The 17,437-nt window shown below is 69.8% G+C and carries 14 protein-coding genes; 6 read left to right on the top strand and 8 right to left on the bottom strand.

The window, feature by feature from the left end; all coding sequences use genetic code 11:
• Window position 1: 1 nt before the first annotated feature.
• The 5 genes from AB0L91_RS13375 to AB0L91_RS13355 all read right to left on the bottom strand — a co-directional run bounded on the left by AB0L91_RS13375 (window position 2) and on the right by AB0L91_RS13355 (window position 10,322).
• A complete protein-coding gene (locus AB0L91_RS13375) occupies window positions 2–886 on the bottom strand; it encodes a bile acid:sodium symporter family protein (protein ID WP_365009747.1) in 885 nt (294 codons plus the stop codon).
• A gap of 103 nt (window positions 887–989) precedes the next feature.
• The gene (locus AB0L91_RS13370) at window positions 990–2,054 is read right to left on the bottom strand and encodes a putative zinc-binding metallopeptidase (RefSeq protein ID WP_365009745.1); all 1,065 of its coding nucleotides are present in this window, start codon (window positions 2,052–2,054) and stop codon (window positions 990–992) included.
• 4 nt (window positions 2,055–2,058) lie between these two features.
• On the bottom strand, window positions 2,059–2,955 hold the full coding sequence (locus tag AB0L91_RS13365; RefSeq protein WP_365009742.1) for a transglutaminase family protein: 897 nt from the start codon (window positions 2,953–2,955) through the stop codon (window positions 2,059–2,061).
• Entirely contained in the window at window positions 2,952–6,113 is a 3,162-nt protein-coding gene (locus AB0L91_RS13360) for a circularly permuted type 2 ATP-grasp protein (protein ID WP_365009740.1), read from the bottom strand. Before AB0L91_RS13360 ends, AB0L91_RS13365 begins: the two co-directional genes overlap by 4 nt.
• Before the next feature lie 27 nt (window positions 6,114–6,140).
• Window positions 6,141–10,322, bottom strand: coding sequence for a transglutaminase family protein (locus AB0L91_RS13355; protein ID WP_365009738.1), 4,182 nt, complete (start codon window positions 10,320–10,322; stop codon window positions 6,141–6,143).
• Window positions 10,323–10,469: 147 nt separating this feature from the next.
• Here AB0L91_RS13355 and AB0L91_RS13350 point away from each other — a divergent pair, with 147 nt between their 5' ends.
• Window positions 10,470–11,111 carry a hypothetical protein gene (locus AB0L91_RS13350; protein WP_357345942.1) on the top strand — a complete coding sequence of 214 codons (642 nt, stop codon included), beginning with the start codon at window positions 10,470–10,472 and terminating at the stop codon, window positions 11,109–11,111.
• Here AB0L91_RS13350 and recR read toward each other — a convergent pair.
• Complete coding sequence (recR, locus tag AB0L91_RS13345) at window positions 11,108–11,716, bottom strand: recombination mediator RecR (RefSeq protein ID WP_019044526.1); 609 nt, start codon at window positions 11,714–11,716, stop codon at window positions 11,108–11,110. The genes AB0L91_RS13350 and recR overlap by 4 nt on opposite strands.
• Window positions 11,716–12,060, bottom strand: a complete 345-nt coding sequence (locus AB0L91_RS13340; RefSeq protein ID WP_355280989.1) for a YbaB/EbfC family nucleoid-associated protein — start codon at window positions 12,058–12,060, stop codon at window positions 11,716–11,718. Before AB0L91_RS13340 ends, recR begins: the two co-directional genes overlap by 1 nt.
• Before the next feature lie 224 nt (window positions 12,061–12,284).
• Here AB0L91_RS13340 and AB0L91_RS13335 point away from each other — a divergent pair, with 224 nt between their 5' ends.
• The 3 genes from AB0L91_RS13335 to AB0L91_RS13325 are packed head-to-tail and all read left to right on the top strand — an operon-like array spanning window position 12,285 to window position 14,073.
• On the top strand, window positions 12,285–12,851 hold the full coding sequence (locus AB0L91_RS13335) for a hypothetical protein (protein ID WP_365009734.1): 567 nt from the start codon (window positions 12,285–12,287) through the stop codon (window positions 12,849–12,851).
• Window positions 12,852–12,895: 44 nt separating this feature from the next.
• A complete protein-coding gene (locus tag AB0L91_RS13330; RefSeq protein WP_365009731.1) occupies window positions 12,896–13,726 on the top strand; it encodes a MerR family transcriptional regulator in 831 nt (276 codons plus the stop codon).
• Window positions 13,723–14,073, top strand: coding sequence for a VOC family protein (locus AB0L91_RS13325; protein WP_365009729.1), 351 nt, complete (start codon window positions 13,723–13,725; stop codon window positions 14,071–14,073). Before AB0L91_RS13330 ends, AB0L91_RS13325 begins: the two co-directional genes overlap by 4 nt.
• Before the next feature lies 1 nt (window position 14,074).
• Here AB0L91_RS13325 and AB0L91_RS13320 read toward each other — a convergent pair whose 3' ends face one another.
• The gene (locus AB0L91_RS13320; protein WP_355280994.1) at window positions 14,075–14,509 is read right to left on the bottom strand and encodes an SRPBCC family protein; all 435 of its coding nucleotides are present in this window, start codon (window positions 14,507–14,509) and stop codon (window positions 14,075–14,077) included.
• Between the two features lie 175 nt (window positions 14,510–14,684).
• On the opposite strand from AB0L91_RS13320, the gene AB0L91_RS13315 reads away from it, so the two are divergent.
• Complete coding sequence (locus tag AB0L91_RS13315; RefSeq protein WP_365011288.1) at window positions 14,685–16,121, top strand: FAD-binding oxidoreductase; 1,437 nt, start codon at window positions 14,685–14,687, stop codon at window positions 16,119–16,121.
• Complete coding sequence (locus tag AB0L91_RS13310) at window positions 16,118–17,434, top strand: class I SAM-dependent methyltransferase (RefSeq protein WP_365009725.1); 1,317 nt, start codon at window positions 16,118–16,120, stop codon at window positions 17,432–17,434. Before AB0L91_RS13315 ends, AB0L91_RS13310 begins: the two co-directional genes overlap by 4 nt.
• The last annotated feature ends 3 nt before the right edge of the window (window positions 17,435–17,437 follow it).

Below are 17,437 nucleotides of genomic sequence, written 5' to 3'. Positions count from 1 at the left end.
CTCACTCGGCCGCGGCCACCGCGGTCCTGGTCCGGCGGCGGGTGATGAGGAATCCGAAGACGGCGGCGGTCGGGAACATCAGGATGCCGTAGATCGCGGCGGGCACCGCCATCTCGGTGCTGTCCAGGACGCTGAGCGCGATGGTGATGGCGATCGTGCTGTTGTGCACGCCGACCTCCATCGAGCAGGCGATGGACTGGCGGCCCGTCGCGCCGAGCAGTCGCGGCACGAAGAACCCGATGGTCAGGCTGATCACGCAGAACAGCACGGTGATCGCGCCGATCTTCGGGAAGTGGGCGGAGAAGTCCTCGGATTCGGCGGTCAGCGAACCGACGATCACCAGCAGCAGGATGACGGCCGAGCCGATCCGCACCGGGCGGTCCATCCGCTCGGCGAACGCGGGCGCCCAGCGGCGCACCAGCATGCCGATGCCCACCGGGACGAGCACGATGGCGAACACCTGGACCACCTTGCCGAATTGCAGGCCGACCGAGTCGCCGCTGCCCGCCGGGTCGAAGTAGTCGATCGCGAAGTTGGTCACCAGCGGGACGGTGGCGACGGCGATGACGGAGTTGACCGCGGTCAGCGACACGTTGAGCGCGACGTCACCGCGGAACAGATGACTGAACAGGTTCGCCGTCGTCCCGCCCGGCGACGCGGCGAGCAGCATCATGCCGACCGCGAGGATCGGCTCCAGATCGAAGAGCAGGACCAGGCCGAACGCGATGGCCGGCAGCGCGATCAACTGACAGGCCAGGGCGATGGCGACCACCCGCGGGCTCTTCGCGATCCGGGTGAAGTCGGTGGTGGTGAGCGACAGGCCGAGGCCGAACATGACCACGGCCAGGGCCAGCGGCAATCCGACGGATATCAGCGGTGAGTTCATAGCCATCCTCATCGAGCACCGAGTTTGAGACTCACTAGTCTCAAACCGAGAGGGTAGTCAGCTGTGACTCACATCGCAGCGAAATCGGGCAAATCGCCTACCCCTAGGCGACCACCTGGGCAGCCGCGGAGTCACTGCGCTCACACAGCTCGTGGACGAAGCGCATCTTCTCCAGGACATGATCGGGCAGCACGAACGGATAGAGGTCGTCGTGTCCCATCGACCGGTTGACCATGTTCAGCGACCAGGCCAGCGGCAGCCACAGTTCGATGATCTTGTCGAAACCGGCGCGCCCGACCTGCGGACGATCGAGGGTGGCGCCGGCCGGGGCGAAGCCGAAGGCGGCGGCGGTGTCGAGGGTGTCGCGGATGTGCAGATAGTGCGCGAAGGTCTCGGCCCAGTCCTCCGCGGCGTGCATGGTCGCGTAGGAGGACACGTAGTCGCTCTCCCAGCCGGGCGGGGCACCGTGCGAGTAGTGCCGGTTCAGCGCGTCCTGGTAGTCGGCGTACGGGTCGCCGAACAGGTCCCGGAATCGGTGCAGCGCTTCGTCGTCGGCGACCAGCACGGTGAAGTAGTAGTGCCCGATCTCGTGCCGGAAATGGCCGAGCAGGGTGCGGTACGGCTCGGCCATCTCGATCCGCAGCTGTTCGCGGTGCGGGTCGTTCGCCTCGGCCAGATCGAGGGTGACGACCCCGTCGATGTGCCCGGTCAGCACCCCGTCGGTGCGGCTGGAGAGCAGGTCGAAGGCCAGGCCGTGGGTGGGATCGGCCTCGCGGCCGACAATCGGCAGGCCCAGCTCGACCAGTTCGAAGATCAAGCGGCGCTTGGCCGCCTCGGCCTCGGCGAACGCCGCCAAGCCGTCGGCGTCGGCGTCGTTGGGCCTGGTCCTGGTGAGCGCGCACGAGGCGCACAGCATCGGCCCCGCGCTGCGGTCGGTGGTGGAGACCAGCCAGTTGCACTGCGCCACATGCAGGTTGTCGCACAGCCGGAACCGGTCACCGTCGACGACGCCGCCCGCGTGGTCGATCGCCGCGTCACCGGGCGGATCGCCGATCACCACCAGCGCGCGCTCCCGCAGGCTGAAGCCGAGCGGGCTCGAGCACGACAGGCAGACCGAGTTCTCGAAGGCCAGCTGCTGCCCACAGTTCGGGCAGACGAAATCACGCAAGGGACTACACCTCCACCGGGGCAACATCGACCGAGACCGTGATCGTGGACTGTTTGGCGTCGGTGTAGATGATGCCACGCAGTGGCGGAACATCCTGGTAGTCACGCCCCCACGCCACGGTCACGTAGCGCTCGTCGGCGAACTGGTCGTTGGTGGGGTCGAAGGCGATCCAGCGGCCGGTGCGGTCGGTCTCGTCGGTCCCGGGCAGCCAGACGGCCGCCCACGCGTGGGTGGCGTCCACCCCGACCATGCGCTCCTTGCCCGGCGGCGGGTCGGTCGCGAGGTAGCCCGAGACGTAGCGGGCGGCCAGGCCACGCGACCGCAGGCAGGCCGCGCCGATCCGGGCGAAGTCCTGGCAGACCCCCTCGCGCGCGACGAAGACGTCGGCGACGCTGGTACTCACCGTGGTCGAGCCAGAGCGGTACCGGAAATCCTGGTGGATCCGGGTGTTCAGCTCGGTCACGGCCTCGAGCAGCGGCCTGCCCGGCGGGAAGCTCTGCGCGGCGTACTCGGCGACCTCCGGCGTGATCTCGGGCGGCAGCAGGTCGAGGGTGAACTCGACCGCGAGCGGCCCGGTGGCCGTGCTCGGCCGGGCCGCCTCCCACGGCACGTCGGCGCCCGGTATCGCCGACGGGTGCTCGCCGTCGACGTCGACGAGCGATTCGCCGGTGACCTCGAGCGTCCGATGTTCCGATGTCACATGGAAATACGTGGTTGTGTTCCCGTAGACATCGGTGCCGACCGAACGGTCCGACGGCACCGGGTCGATGTGGATCTCGTGCTCGAGCTGCCGCTGACCGGCGAATTCGCGCGGGGTCAGATAGGCCCGGCCGTAGGAACTGGTGACCTCGTCGGAATAGCTGTAGGTGGTCCGGTGCACCACCCGGTAGCGCCTGCTCATCCGACCATCCTGGTATTGCCCCACAGCGGCTGGATACCCACCGGCACAGCGAGTTTGGTGGTCTCGAACGACTCCGACAGCTTGCGCAGCCGCAAGTGAACCCCCTCCAGCAGTTCCACCAGCTCGGTCCGCACGCCCTCGGCGTCGGTCTGTTCGAGGTCGGCCGGGTCGACCCGGCGCAGCATGCGCTGGGCGTCGGCGAGCAGCCGCTGCGAACGCGAGGCGCCCGCGCCGCCGGGCAGCGCCTGGAAGTCGGCCTCCAGCCGGTCGAGCTGGTACACCAGCGAGCGCGGGTTGCCCGCGTCGAACAGCAGCAGTCCGGCCAGCGCGGCGACATGCGCCGAACCACGGTGGCGGCGGCGGTAACTCACCGCCGACTCGGTGGTGACGAGCACCGAGTCGGTGACCACCCGCTCCACCTCCGGCGACCTCGCCTGCGCCAGCGCGGCATTGAGCAGCGAGGTCAGCGCGAGTCCGCGCTCGATCCGCTTGCCGATGTCCATGACGTACCAGCCGGTGTCGCGCACCATCGATTCCGCACCGATCCCCGACAGCGACAGCAGCGCGGCCAGCGCGAGCGCGTGCACCGAGGAGAGCGCGGTCTCCTTTTCGGTACTGGCGGCGCGGAATTCGGCCAGCGCGCGGTCGACGGCGCCGATGACCATCCAGGTGTCGGCGGAGAGCTGGTCACGCACGGCGCGGGCGGCCGATCCGTAGTGGTCGACCGCGTAGGACAGCGACCCCGGCAGGTTCCGGTCGCCGGTGAGCGCGGACAGGTACGCGAAGCCGTCGGCGGACGCGCCCGCGACGGTCCGTCGTCCCGCGCCGCCGCCGCCTGCGGCGTCCATCGGCCGGGTCGTGAACTGCCCCTGCTTCTGTCGCGTGCGTGGCACGGCGGGTTCGGTGTCTCCCGACTGCTCCGCCGTCCGCTCGGCGGCCGTACCGGTGGTGCGCAAGGCGCGGGCGAGCGCACTGGTGCCCGCGCGCTCCCACGGGGCTTCCGGGTCGCCGGATTCCGGTTCCGTGGCCTCCGCATCGCCCGGGTCCGGAGCGCCGGTGTCGTCCGCGGGCGAGCGCCGCTTCCCGGTTTCCGGCGGCGGCGCAGCGCCGTCAGCGGCCGGTGCCCGAGAGGCGGTCCCCGGTTCGGCGGATCGGTCGGTTTCCTGGGCGGCGGCACCGTCGGCCGAGCCGGTCGTAGCGGCGGCGGATGCCGCCCGCACCGCGGAATCCGGCGCGGTGGACCGGTCGGCACCCGCGTTCGCGGCACCGGTGTCCGCCGTGGGCGATACCCGGACGAGCGCGCCGACCGGCCCGGTTCCAGTGGGCAGCACGGATTCCGGCGCGTTGGTGCCGGTGGTCACCGACAGCGCGCGCATCAGGATCGGCAGCGCCTCGGCGCCGTCCAGCCAGGGCCGGTAGCGGTAGTCCTGGTAGACGTCGTGGGTCGCGGCGAGCAGGCGGACGACCGACTCGGCGCGCTCGCTGTAGCGGCCCATCCAGAACAGGTCGTTGAGCACACGGGGCGAGCTGACCGCCTCGACCACCGGCACGGCGCGACGCAGCCGCTCCTCGTGCGGCGTCTCGGCGCCGACGGCGGGCGCGGTCGCGGGTGCGGCGCGCACCCAGACGTCCTTGGCCGCCACCTTGATCACGCTGCGGGTCGGCTCCAGCCGCATCCGCTGCTGGCCGAGCCCACCCGACATCGCGGTGTAGCCGCCACGGCGGGCCAGCGAGAACAACCGCATCCCGACCGGCGCCGGCTTCAGTCCCGCCTCGCCTTCGACGGCGGGCGCGACCGAGAACTCCGCGGGTTCCTGACCGACCCACTTCCACCGCTCGGCCTCGATCCGGGCGGCGAGCTCGGCGCGCTCGGCGGCGGCCAGGCTGGGCCCGAAGATGGTCGACCCGTCGACCGCCGACCGGATCACCAGGTCACCGACATGGGCGACGAGATGCGCGCGCTCGGTGTCGTCACCGCCCCAGTAGGCGGGCGTGCCGTCGAGCAGCAGGTCGGTGCCGAGGACGGAGCGGGCGATCCGGGGCAGGAACGCGCTCAGCGCGGGCGATTCCAGCAGCCCGGAGCCGAGCGTGTTGACCACCGTCACCGCGCCCCTGCGCAACACCTCGACCAGCCCGACCACACCGAGGCGCGAATCGGGCCGCAGGTCCAGCGGATCGGAGAACTCCGCGTCGACGCGGCGCAGCACCACGTCGACCCGTTCCAGGCTGCCCAGCGAGCGCATCCACAGCGCGCCGTCGCGAACCACCAGATCGGCGCTCTCGACCAGCGGGAAGCCCAGCATCTGCGCGAGATAGGCCTGGTCGAACGCGGTCTCGGAGTGCGAACCTGGGCTCAGCACCACGACCACCGGCTCCTCGCCGTCGGCCAGTTCGGGCGCGGCTTCCTCGAGCATCAACCGCATGGCCCGCGCGAACGGGGTGAGCGGGCGCGGGCCCGCGTGCTCGAACGCCTCGGGGATGGCCGAGGCGACCACGCGCCGATCGGCCAGCGCGTACCCGGCGCCCGAGGGCGCCTGCGCCCAGTCCGCCAGCACCCGGAACTGCCCGTCGCTCCAGCGGCTGATGTCGCAGGCGTGCAGGAACAGCTGGTGCGTGCCGGGGATGGTGATGCCGTGCGCCGCCCGCACATACCCGGTGTTGCCGAAGACGATCTCCGGCGGCAGCAGCCCCGAACTCAGCAGCCTGCGTGGGCCGTACACATCGGTGAGCACCTCGTCGAGCACCAGCGAGCGCTGCACCAGACCGTTCTCCAGCCGGGTCCAGTCGTCGGCCGAGACCAGCAGCGGGATGGGATCGAGCCGCCACGGCATCGGCGTCGCCGTGTCGTCACCGAGGCCGACCTCGGTGTAGGTGACGCCATCGTCCTCGATCTGCCTGCGCACCCGGAGATCGATCCGGCCGAGCCCGCCGGTGCCCTGGTCGACGAAGTCGGACGAGAGCTCCGACCACATCGACCGCACCCGCCCGCGACCGTCGACGAGTTCGTCGTAATAGCCCTGGGTGGGCCGACCGCACTCGTCGAAGCGCGATCCCGCCTTGCTCTCGGCCCGGTACCGCGCGAACTGCTCGGCGACCTGCGCGCGTGCGCCCGGTGCCGTCCGGTTCCCGTCCCGTAGCGCCTCGTCGCGCTGTGTCACCGAGCCGACCTCGCTTCCTGTTGTTGCCTACCAGCCGCCGGTCGCGCCCCACACGGTTCGCGCGCGACGTAGATCCAGGATGCCCGGTGCACCGACATCGGTCGACTGCGCCGCGATCTTCGCACGGAGTTCGGCCGGGTCCATCGGATTCACGGTGTGTCCCGCCGCTTCGAAGCGGCGGTTGCGCCGGGACTGGGCCGCCACCGCGTTCACGGGGGCGTCGTCGAAGGCGCGACCGCCGGGGTGCACGACGTGATAGGTGCAGCCGCCGTGCGAGAGCCCGGTCGCCGCGTCGACCAGGTCGAACACCAGCGGCGCGTCCACGGTGATGGACGGGTGCAGCGAGTTCGGCGGCTGCCAGGCGCGATAGCGCACGCCCGCGACCTGCACGTCGGCCTTGTCGGTGGTCAGCAGCGGCACCGGCATGCCGTTGCAGGTCACCACGTACCGGCCGCGATCGGCGCCGACCACCCGCACCTGCAACCGTTCCACCGAGGAATCGACGTAGCGGGCCGTGCCCTGCCCGGTGGTCTGCTCGCCGAGGGTCAGCCACGGTTCGATCGCGCCGCGCAGCTCCAGTTCGACATCGCCGATCACCGCGGTCCCGATCCGCGGGAAGCGGAACTCGGTGAACGGGTCGAGCCAGCTGGTGTCGAAGTCGATGCCGTGCGCGCGCAGATCGGCCGCGACCTCGGCGATGTCGCTCATCAGGAAGTGCGGCAGCAGGTAGCGGCCGTGCAGGTTGGCGCCGTGGCGCAGCAGCGGCGCCCGGTACGGCTGGTCCCAGAACATCGCGACCAGGCCGCGCACCAGCAGCGACTGCACCATCGCCATCTGGAAATGCGGCGGCATCTCGAAACCGCGCAGTTCCAGCAGACCGAGCCTGCCGCGCGCCGAATCGGGACTGTAGAGCTTGTCGATGCAGAACTCGGCGCGGTGGGTGTTGCCGGTGAGATCGGTCAGCAGGTGCCGCAGGGCGCGGTCGATATGCCAAGGGGCGGATTGGATCTCGGCCGGGGTGGCGTCGCCGAGCGCCTGTTCGGCGGTGAGCCGGGCGATCTCGGCGAAGGCGATCTCGAGTTCGTAGAGCGAGTCCTCGCGGCCCTCGTCGGCGCGCGGGGCCTGCGAGGTCGGCCCGACGAATCGGCCCGCGAACAGGTACGACAGCGCCGGATGCCGCTGCCAGTAGGTCAGCATCGACACCAGCAGGTCGGGCCTGCGCAGCAGCGGCGAGCGCGCGGGCGTCACCCCGCCCAGGGTGATGTGGTTGCCGCCGCCGGTGCCGCCGTGGGTGCCGTCCACGTCGAACGACTCGGTGCTCAGCCGGGCCAGCCTGGCCTGCTCGTAGAGGGTGTTCAGCACCTCGGCCTGTTCGGCGAAGGAACTGGTCGGCATGATGTTCACCTCGATCACGCCGGGATCGGGGGTGATCGAGAACGTTTGCAGCAGTGGATCGTTCGGCGGGGCGTAGCCCTCGAGCACCACCGGCTGCCCGATCGCGACGGCGGCGGATTCCACCCGGGCGATCAGATCGAGGAAGTCGGCCAGCTCGCCGACCGGCGGCAGGAACACGTGCAACCGGCCCGCACGCACCTCGGCGACCAGCGCGGTCGTCGGCGTGAAATGCGCGGGCTCCACCTGCGCGGGCGGTTCGACCCGCTCCGGATCCAAGGGCTGCTGGTACAGCGGGTCGGCCTCGGGCAGCACCGGCGGCGCCAGCCACGACACCGAGCCGATCGGCAGCCGCAGACCCGCGGGCGAGTCACCCTCGGCGAGCACGATGCGTCCCGGGCCGTCCTCGTCGCGACCCCGCCGCAGCTGCCAGTCGGCGCTCGCCCAGCCCGCGCCATCGGCCCGGCGATGAATCGGCAGCACGAAGGCCGCCGGCTCGTTCACCGCCTGATCCAGGCTCTCCACCAGCCGCTGCCGCACCTCGGGCGAGTCTTCCCCTGGGTCGATATCGGCGGGCGGCGGATCACCGTACGGCGCGGACACCGTCGCCGCCAGCCGCGCCAGCGGGTCCTCGAACGCGGGCCGCACCTGCCCGGCGGGCAGCCCGAGCGTGTCCGCGATCCGGGCCACCAGATGCCGCGCCGCATCGATATCGGCCGCGGGCTGCCGATCCACCAGCATCCCCGCCGAATTCAACGGCTGCGTATCAGCAGCCCTGACCCCCGCCTTCTTCCGCGCCCGCTTCCCCTTCTTCTTCTCCTTCGACTTCTTTTCGGTCTGCTTCTTCCCCTTGGCCGGCTTCCCGACCTCGACCAGCTCAACAGCCTCCGCCGTTTCCACGGACCCCGCGTGGTTCCCGACCTCGGTCTCTTCCGCGACCTCCGCCGAGATCCCGGACTCGGTCTCGTCAGCGACCTCAGCCACGTCGGCACCGATCAACTCGGCACCCACGGTCACGTCAGCAGGGGCGGGCCGATCCCCCAGCCCAGCAAGCCCAGCGGTCCCGACGTCCGAACTGGGCGCGGCCACACCTCCGGCCCCGGCCAGATCGGCAGACTCGGTCAGCACGGCAGACGCAGCCAGCACGCCAGACGCGGACAAGTCGGCAGGCTCCACCAGCTCGGCGAGGTCGGCCTGCTCGGCCAGGTCTGCCTGCTCAGCGAGGTCGGCCTGCTCGGCGGGCTCGATTGTCTCGGCAGACACAGCGGAGTCGACGGACGCGACCGAGCCGACAGATTCGGCCACGGCAACGGACTCGGCCAGGTCGGCGGGTCCTGCCAGTTCGGCGGCATCGATTGCCTCGCCGGACACAACCGATTCCGCAGACGCGATCGAGTCGCCGGGCTCGGCCGAGTCAGCGGACTCGGCCACGTCGGTGGGCTCGGCCACGTCGCCGGGCTCGGCCAGGTCACCCGGCTCGGCCGGTGTGACAGGAGTGTCGATGAGCGTCGGTGGGGCCGACAGGGTGCGCTGGGCGACCGGGGTCCACGGGTCGGCGAGGAGGTCTTGGCGGCGCCAGATCGGTTCGCCGTCGGCGCGCCAGGCGATGGCGATCTCCCAGCGCGGCAACGGTTCTCCGGGGTACCACTTGCCCTGGCGGTACTGGACGATGCCGGTGGGGGCGTAGAGCGAGCGCAGGCGGTCGGCCAGGTCGACGGCGCGCTCGCGTTTGTGCGGGCCGTCGGCGTCGGTGGTCCACTGGGCGCTCATCTGGTCGTCGATGGAGACGAAGGTGGGTTCGCCGCCCATCGTCAGGCCGACGTCGGCGGCCGCCATCCGCTTGTCGATGGCGGCGCCGGAGGCGGTGATCCGCTCCCACTGGGAATCGGTGTAGGGCAGGGTGACTCGCGGGTCCTCGTGCACCCGGCGCACCACATTGCTGAATTCGAGGGTGGCCTCGGTGATCCCGGTCGCGCCGGTGATCGGGGCGGCGGCGCCGGGATGCGGGGTCGCGGCGAGCGGGATGTGGCCTTCGCCGGCGAACAGTCCGGAGGTGGGATCCATGCCGATCCAGCCCGCGCCCGGCAGATACACCTCGGTCCAGGCGTGCAGATCGGTGAAGTCGGCGCTCGGCCCCGACGGCCCGTCCAGCGACGGCGTATCCGAGGTCAGCTGCACCAGGTACCCGGAGACGAACCGCGCGGCCAACCCGAGTTCGCGCAGGATGCCGACGAGCAGCCAGGCCGAGTCCCGGCAGGACCCGAGCCGGGTGCGCAGCGTGTGATCGGGCGACTGCACGCCGGGCTCCATCCGCACCGTGTAGTCGACGGTGTTGCGCAGCGCGTAGTTCAGCTCGACCAGGTAGTCGATCGAACGGATCCGCCCCTGCGCCCGGTGCACCCGCACCCAGTCCTTCAGCAGCTCCCCCGGCCCCGAACCGGGCTCCGCCTCGTCGACCGGGCGCAGGTACGGCTCCAGGTCCGCGGCCAGCGCCGCGGGATAGTCGAACGGGAAGTACTCGGCGTAGTCCTCGACGAAGAAGTCGAACGGATTGACCACCTCGAGATCGGCGATCAACCCCACGGTGATCGACAATTCCTTGGTCGGTTCCGGAAACACCAGCCGCGCAACGAAATTGCCGAACGCGTCCTGTTGCCAGTTCACGTAGTGCGCGGCCGGCGACACCTGCAGCGAGTACGCCTCGATCGGTGTCCGCGAATGCGGCGCCGGCCGCAACCGCACCTCGTGCGGATGCACCTCGACGAGACGGTCGAAGGAGTACGCGGTCCGGTGCTCGAGTGACACCTTGATGCCCATGCACTCAGTTGACCACAGACCACCCGCGCGGCGGGGCGTGACGAAACCGGAGTTTCCCGACGGGCATCAGGTCGAAACCCGCAGGCAACACAGCCGCACCAAAGGCTGCCGAACCAGCACGAACCGACCGACCCGTAGGCTGACCGGGTGAGCTACGACCACATCCTCTTGCCGTCCGGCGTCGCCACCTCCGTCGACGAGGTGGACGCGTACCTGGCTGCCCAGGAAGGTCAGCCGGAGTCCGCGGAGATCGTCGAGATCGCGACCGAACTGAACGCCCGCAACGCCGAACTACCGGTGGACGACTCGTTCCTGAGCGTCGAGTCGGTCGGCGGCGCGAACGGGGCGACGCTCTACATTCCCTCGCCGTACGACGCGATCGGCTTCGTCCGCAACCTGCTCTTCGACCTGGCCACCCCGCGCGGCTACGCCGTCTACGACCCGCAGCTGACCTGGCTGATCGACCCGGCCGGGCACGTGCCGATCGCCGTCACCCACGGCGGCGCGGGCGAATTCCCGTATCTCACCGAGGAACTGGCGCGGCGCTGGGTCGCCGGACTGGCCGACCCGAACCCGTACCTCATCGTCGAGCGCGGCGAGCAGCGCTACATCCAGACCTACCGCGACCCGAGCGGCCCCTACACCCTGGAGTACCGCGACGGGTCCCCGGACAAGCACTTCGGCGCCACGATCGACGATCCGGCGCAGGTCGCCGACATCATCTGGGCCTGGACCACCGAGGACCCCGCCGCGGGCAAGGGCGTGGACTGGACCCGCGTCGAGTTCTAGAGCGCCCGCCGACCCGACAGCGCGCGGCCCAGCGTCAGCTCGTCGGCGAACTCCAGGTCGCCGCCCATCGGCAGGCCCGAGGCCAGCCGGGTGACGGTGAGCCCGGGGAAATCGCGCAGCATGCGCACCAGGTAGGTGGCCGTCGCCTCGCCCTCGGTGTTCGGGTCGGTCGCGATGATCACCTCGCTCACGTCGACGCCGTCGTCCTGATTGCCGATGCGGGTCAGCAGTTCCCTGATCCGCAGCTGATCGGGTCCGACGCCGCTGAGCGGATCGAGCGCACCGCCGAGCACGTGGTAGCGACCACGGAACTCGCGGGTGCGCTCGATCGCCTGCACGTCCTTGGGTTCCTCGACCACGCAGATCATCGTGCGGTCGCGGCGCGGGTCGGCACAGATCCGGCACAGCTCACCGTCGGCGACGGTGCCGCACGACACGCAGAACTGCACTCCGTCGCGCACCTTCTGCAGCGCCGCCTGCAACCGGTCGATCTCCGGCGGCTCCACCTGCAGCAGGTGGAAGGCGATGCGCTGGGCGCTCTTCGGACCGACGCCGGGCAGCTTGCCCAGCTCGTCGATCAGATCCTGGACCGGACCCTCATACATCAGAAGTCGGGCAGACCGGGCAGCGAACCGCCACCGAGTCCCTGCGAGAGCGGGCCGAGACGCTCGGCGGCCAGCTTCTGCGCGTTGGCCATGGCGTCGTTGATCGCGCCGATCACCAGGTCCTGCAGGCCGTCGACATCGGACGGATCGACGACCTTCGGGTCGATCGTGAGCGCGGTGACCTCACCGCTGACCTTGATGGTCGCCGCGACCAGACCGCCACCGGCCTGACCCTGCACTTCGGACTCGGCGAGCTCGGCCTGCGCCTGCATCACGGCCTGCTGCATCTGCTGGGCTTGGGCGAGCAGGGCCTGCATATCGAACTGACCACCATCGGGTTGCACAGCACGTCCTCTCAGAAGTTTCGTCCGCGTCAAGCGTAGTCCTCACGCGCCGCCGGGATACTCCCACACCCGCCCCGGCGATGGCGCATACCGACCGGGCCGTTACCCGTGACCCGCTCGGTAACAGGTTGATTGCTGCCTGTCCGCGATGAAACCCGCCCGGAGACTCGTGCCTAGGATCGAACCTGGGTCGGGACAGGGTTCAGCAATCCGAGGGAGAACTGATGAGTGTCATTCGCGCGTCCTTGATCACCGCCACGCTCTCCGCCGTCGGCCTGCTCGTTCTGCCCACGGCGCCCGCGTCGGCCGACCCTGGCGCGGAGATCACCGACTACGGTCGCGGCTGTGTCGTCGACCCAGGCAATTCCGCGGTGACCCTGGATTCGCTGCGGTTTCGCTGCAGCGTCACCCAGCAGGATCAGATCTACCGCGACGCGCGCGAGGGCGCGGTGCCGACCGGCGTCACCAACGGCTGGCTGACCCGCCCGCCGCAATTCGAACCGATGGCGGCGTCGCTGTGGATCGGCAAGGTGTTCCGCACCGGACCCGACGGCGGCAGCCTGACCAATCGCGTCACCAGCGCGGGCATCGAGGCCTTCCCGGCCGACGTCTACCGGGCGGCGTCCATCCTCGACGGCGGCCCGACCTGGGCCCTGAACTACGCGCCGTCGCCGACACCGCAGGTCTACGACGAGATCCGCGAGATCAGTCCGGGCGTCTGGTTCGGCTACTCGTGGTGGCGGGAGGGCGACTGGCCGCTGATCGCGGCCTTCGTGCTCGCCCCCGCGTGAGTCGTTGTTGACCCTCCCCCGGCTGGAGGGTGTTGGCTGATCTCATGACAGCCACCGTGGCGATCGGCGAGTTCGCCCGCCTCACCCATCTGAGCGTCAAGACGCTGCGCTACTACCACGAGATCGAGCTGCTGGCCCCGGTCGCGGTGGACGCGGGCACCGGCTATCGCCGGTATTCCACCGACCAGGTCGAGACCGCGCACCTGATCCGCAGGCTGCGCGATCTCGACATGCCGCTGCCCGATATCCGCACCGTGCTCGCCGCGGCCGAACCCGCCGACCGCGACGCCACCCTGCGCGCCCATCTGACCAGGATGGAAGCCGAATTACAGCGGACCCGCGACGTGGTCGCCTCACTGCGCGCGCTGCTCACCGTGCCCGCGCCGCCGCTGCGGGTGGACTACCGGGTCGAGCCCGCGTTCACCGCGCTCACCCGCACCGAATCGGTCGACCGCGACGCGATCGCGCCGTGGTGCGGCACCGCGTTCGAGCAGCTCTACGTGAGCCTGCTCGCCGCGGGCGTGACCCCGGGCGGGGTCGCGGGCGCGACCTATTCGACCGAGTTCTTCACCGAGGCGGCCGGCGCGGTCACCGCGTATGTGCCGCTGCCGCCCGGCGCGGACCTGATCGCGCCCGACGGGCTCGCGATCACCGAGTTCCCGGCCCGCCGCTTCGCCATCGCCGTGCACACGGGCGCGTTCGAGGACTTCGACCGCACCTACGGCGCGCTCGGCAGCCACGTCGCCGAGCACGACACCGTTCTTCCCGACGAACCGGTCCGCGAGCGCTATCTCGTCGGACCGGACATCACCGATAACCCGGCCGACTACCGCACCGAAGTGTGCTGGCCGATCACCGAAGGAGAGATCCGATGACCCTCGCCCTTGGCAATGTCACGTTCGACTGCGACGACGCGAACACGCTGGCCGAGTTCTACGCCCAGCTGCTCGATCGCCCCGTCGACCCGGAGGCCTCCGCGGCCTTCGCCACCGTCGGCCAGACCGCGGGCGCCTCGCCCGTGCTGATGTTCATCCAGGTGCCGGACAAGACGCCCGGCAAGAACGTGGTGCACCTGGACTTCCACTCCGTCGAATGGCGTAATTACGTCGAGCGCGCGATCAGCCTGGGTGCCAAGCACGTCGGCGACTTCGACGAGTACGGCCAGCAGTGGGTCACCCTCGCCGACCCCGAAGGAAACCTCTTCGACATCGGCAAGGAGTGAGCTAGGCCAGTTCGCGGGCCAGGTTGGCCAGCACCTCGGCCTGGATCTTCTTCAGGCCGAGGGGCGCGAAGATGCCCTCGAAGATGCCCGAGACGCCGCCGGCGCCGGTCCAGGTGGTGCGGAGGGTGACCTGGGCGCCCGCGCCGTCCGGGGTGACGGTCCAGGTGTTGACCATCGAGGAGTTGGCGTCGCGCTCGGTGAGGATCGAGTCCGACACGGTGACGCTCGCGCGCACGTTGCGCGAGCGCTTCTCGGTCGCCTGCAGCGTCCACTCCACCACGGTGCCCGCGCCCTTGCCGCCCTCGACGACCTTGTAGTCGCGGTAGTGCGAGGAGAGGATGCGCGGACGGATCGTCTCGTAGTCGCCGATCGCTTCGAGCGTGCGCTGCGGATCCGCGGCGACGACGATCGAACTGCTGGCGCTGACCTGTCCCACTGTTGACTCCTTGTCGGGGGTGCGATATCTCGACCGGGTTACATCCTGCCCTGTGGCTCACCGGATCGCCCGACCAGGTTGGGCGAAAGGGAAACATGTGCGTGACATTTCATCGTGGCGGGGCGGTATTCGGTAGCCCGACGGACACGGTCGTACTAGCGTCGATGACGTGGCAGTGAGTCTTTTGGGTAGGGCCGGCCACGAACCGGCCGCACGCGAGTCTGGATATGCCGCGCACCGGGAGGGTGTGGAGCGACTGCTGGCAAGCTATCGCGCCATTCCACCCGGCGCCGTCGTCCGCTTGGCGAAGAAGACGTCGAACTTGTTCCGGGCCAGGGCGGCCACCACCGCGCCCGGCCTCGATGTGTCGGGCCTCGGGCGGGTGATCGCGGTGGACCCGGAAGCGAGAACCGCCGATGTCGCCGGCATGACCACCTACGAGGACCTGGTGGCGGCGACGCTGCCCTACGGGCTGGCGCCGCTGGTCGTGCCGCAGCTCAAGACCATCACGCTGGGCGGTGCCGTCACCGGTCTCGGCATCGAGTCCACGTCGTTCCGCAACGGCCTGCCGCACGAATCCGTGCTGGAAATGGACGTGCTGACCGGTTCCGGCGAGATCGTCACGGTGAAACCCGAGGGCGAGACCGCCGATCTGTTCCGCGGCTTCCCCAACTCCTACGGCACGCTCGGCTACACGGTCCGGTTGAAGATCGAGCTCGAACCCGTCAAGCCGTATGTCGCGCTGCGCCACGTGCGCTTCCACGACCTGCGCGAACTCGAAGCCGAGCTCGAGCGCATCGTCACCGAGCGCAGCTACGACGGCGAGCAGGTCGACTACCTCGACGGCGTCGTGTTCACCGCGACCGAGAGCTACCTCACCCTCGGCAGGCAGACCGACGAGCCGGGCCCGGTCAGCGACTACACCGGCATGGACATCTACTACCGCTCGCTGCAGCACGACGACGGCGTGAAACGCGACCGGCTGACCATCCACGACTACCTGTGGCGCTGGGACACCGACTGGTTCTGGTGCTCGCGCGCCTTCGGCACGCAGAACCCGAAGATCCGCCGGTTCTGGCCGAAGGCGTACCGCCGCAGCAGTTTCTACTGGAAGCTGGTCGCCCTCGACCGTAAGTACCACATCGGTGACCGCCTGGAGGCCCGCAAGGGCAATCCGCCGCAGGAGCGGGTGGTCCAGGACATCGAGGTGCCGGTGCACCGCACCGCCGATTTCGTCGAATGGTTCCTGAAGGAAATACCGATCGAGCCGATCTGGTTGTGCCCGTTGCGGTTGCGTGAGACCGCCGGCGACCCGGCGGGCGAGCGGCCGTGGCCGCTGTACCCGCTCGAACCACGGCGCACCTACGTCAACGTCGGGTTCTGGTCCGCCGTCCCGACCGTGCCGGGACAACCGGAAGGAGCGGCCAACCGCGCGATCGAGCAGACGGTGTCCGAATTCGACGGGCACAAGTCGCTGTACTCGGACGCCTATTACGCCGAGGACGAGTTCGCCGAGCTGTACGGCGGCGCGACCTATACCGAACTGAAGAACCGTTACGACCCGGACCAACGACTGCTGAATCTGTATTCGAAGGCGGTGCAACGCAAGTGACGACATTCAAGGACCGATCCGAGGTATTCGCCGAGCTGGGAACCCGGCTCACGATCGCCGAGGTGTTCGAGACGCTCATCGACGGGGACATCCCGATCCGGCTGACCGCCTACGACGGCAGCGCCACCGGGCCGGAGGACTCGCGGTTCACCCTCGACATCAAGACGCCGCGCGGCATCAACTACCTGGCCTCGGCCCCCGGCGACCTCGGCATGGCCCGCGCCTACATCGCGGGCGACATGGTCGCCGACGGCGTGCACCCCGGCGACCCCTACGAGATCCTGAAGGCCATGCAGGCGATGAAGTTCCATCGCCCGTCGGCGTTGTCGCTGGTCACCATCGCCCGTTCGCTCGGCTGGGAGCGGCTCAAGCCGATCGCGCCGCCGCCGCAGGAGACCCTGCCCCGCTGGCGCCGGATCGCGCTGGAGGGCCTACGCCACTCCAAGACCCGCGACGCCGAGGCGATCCACCACCACTACGACGTCTCGAACACGTTCTACGAGTACGTCCTCGGCCCCTCCATGACCTACACCTGTGCGGTCTACGGCGAGCCCGACTGGACCCTGGAGCAAGCCCAGGAGAACAAGTACCGGCTGATCTTCGAGAAGCTGCGGCTGAAGGAAGGCGACCGGCTGCTCGACATCGGCTGCGGCTGGGGCGGCATGGTCCGCTACGCGGCCCGGCGCGGGGTGAAGGTCATCGGCGCCACGCTCTCGGCCGAGCAGGCCGCCTGGGCGCAGCAGAAGATCGAGGAGGAGGGTCTCGGCGAGTTCGCCGAGGTCAGGCACAGCGACTACCGGGACATCCCGGAGGGCGAGTTCGACGCGGTCTCCTCGATCGGCCTCACCGAGCACATCGGCGTGCACAACTATCCGTTCTACTTCGGCTACATCAAGGACAAGCTGCGCGACGGCGGCCTGTTCCTCAACCACTGCATCACCCGGCCGGACAACACCCGCACCACCAAGGCGGGCGATTTCATCGACCGCTACGTGTTCCCCGACGGCGAGCTGATCGGCTCGGGCCGGATCATCTCCGAGGTCCAGAACATCGGCCTCGAAGTACTGCACGAGGAGAACCTGCGCGAGCACTACGCGCTCACCCTGCACGAATGGTGCAAGAACCTGGTCGAGAACTGGGATGCCTGCGTCGCCGAGGTCGGCGAGGGCACCGCGAAGGTGTGGGGCCTGTACATGGCGGGTTGCCGGCTGGGCTTCCAGCGCAATGTGGTGCAGCTGCACCACGTGCTCGGGGTGAAGCTGGACAAGAACGGCAGCTGGGACGTCCCGCTGCGCCCGTGGTGGCAGCCGTAGTCC

The organism is Nocardia sp. NPDC051833 (assembly GCF_040681225.1).
In the GTDB taxonomy this organism is placed as follows: Bacteria; Actinomycetota; Actinomycetes; order Mycobacteriales; family Mycobacteriaceae; genus Nocardia.
The sequence above is the reverse complement of the archived record's forward strand: the minus strand, read 5'-3'. Positions and strand labels throughout refer to the sequence as shown.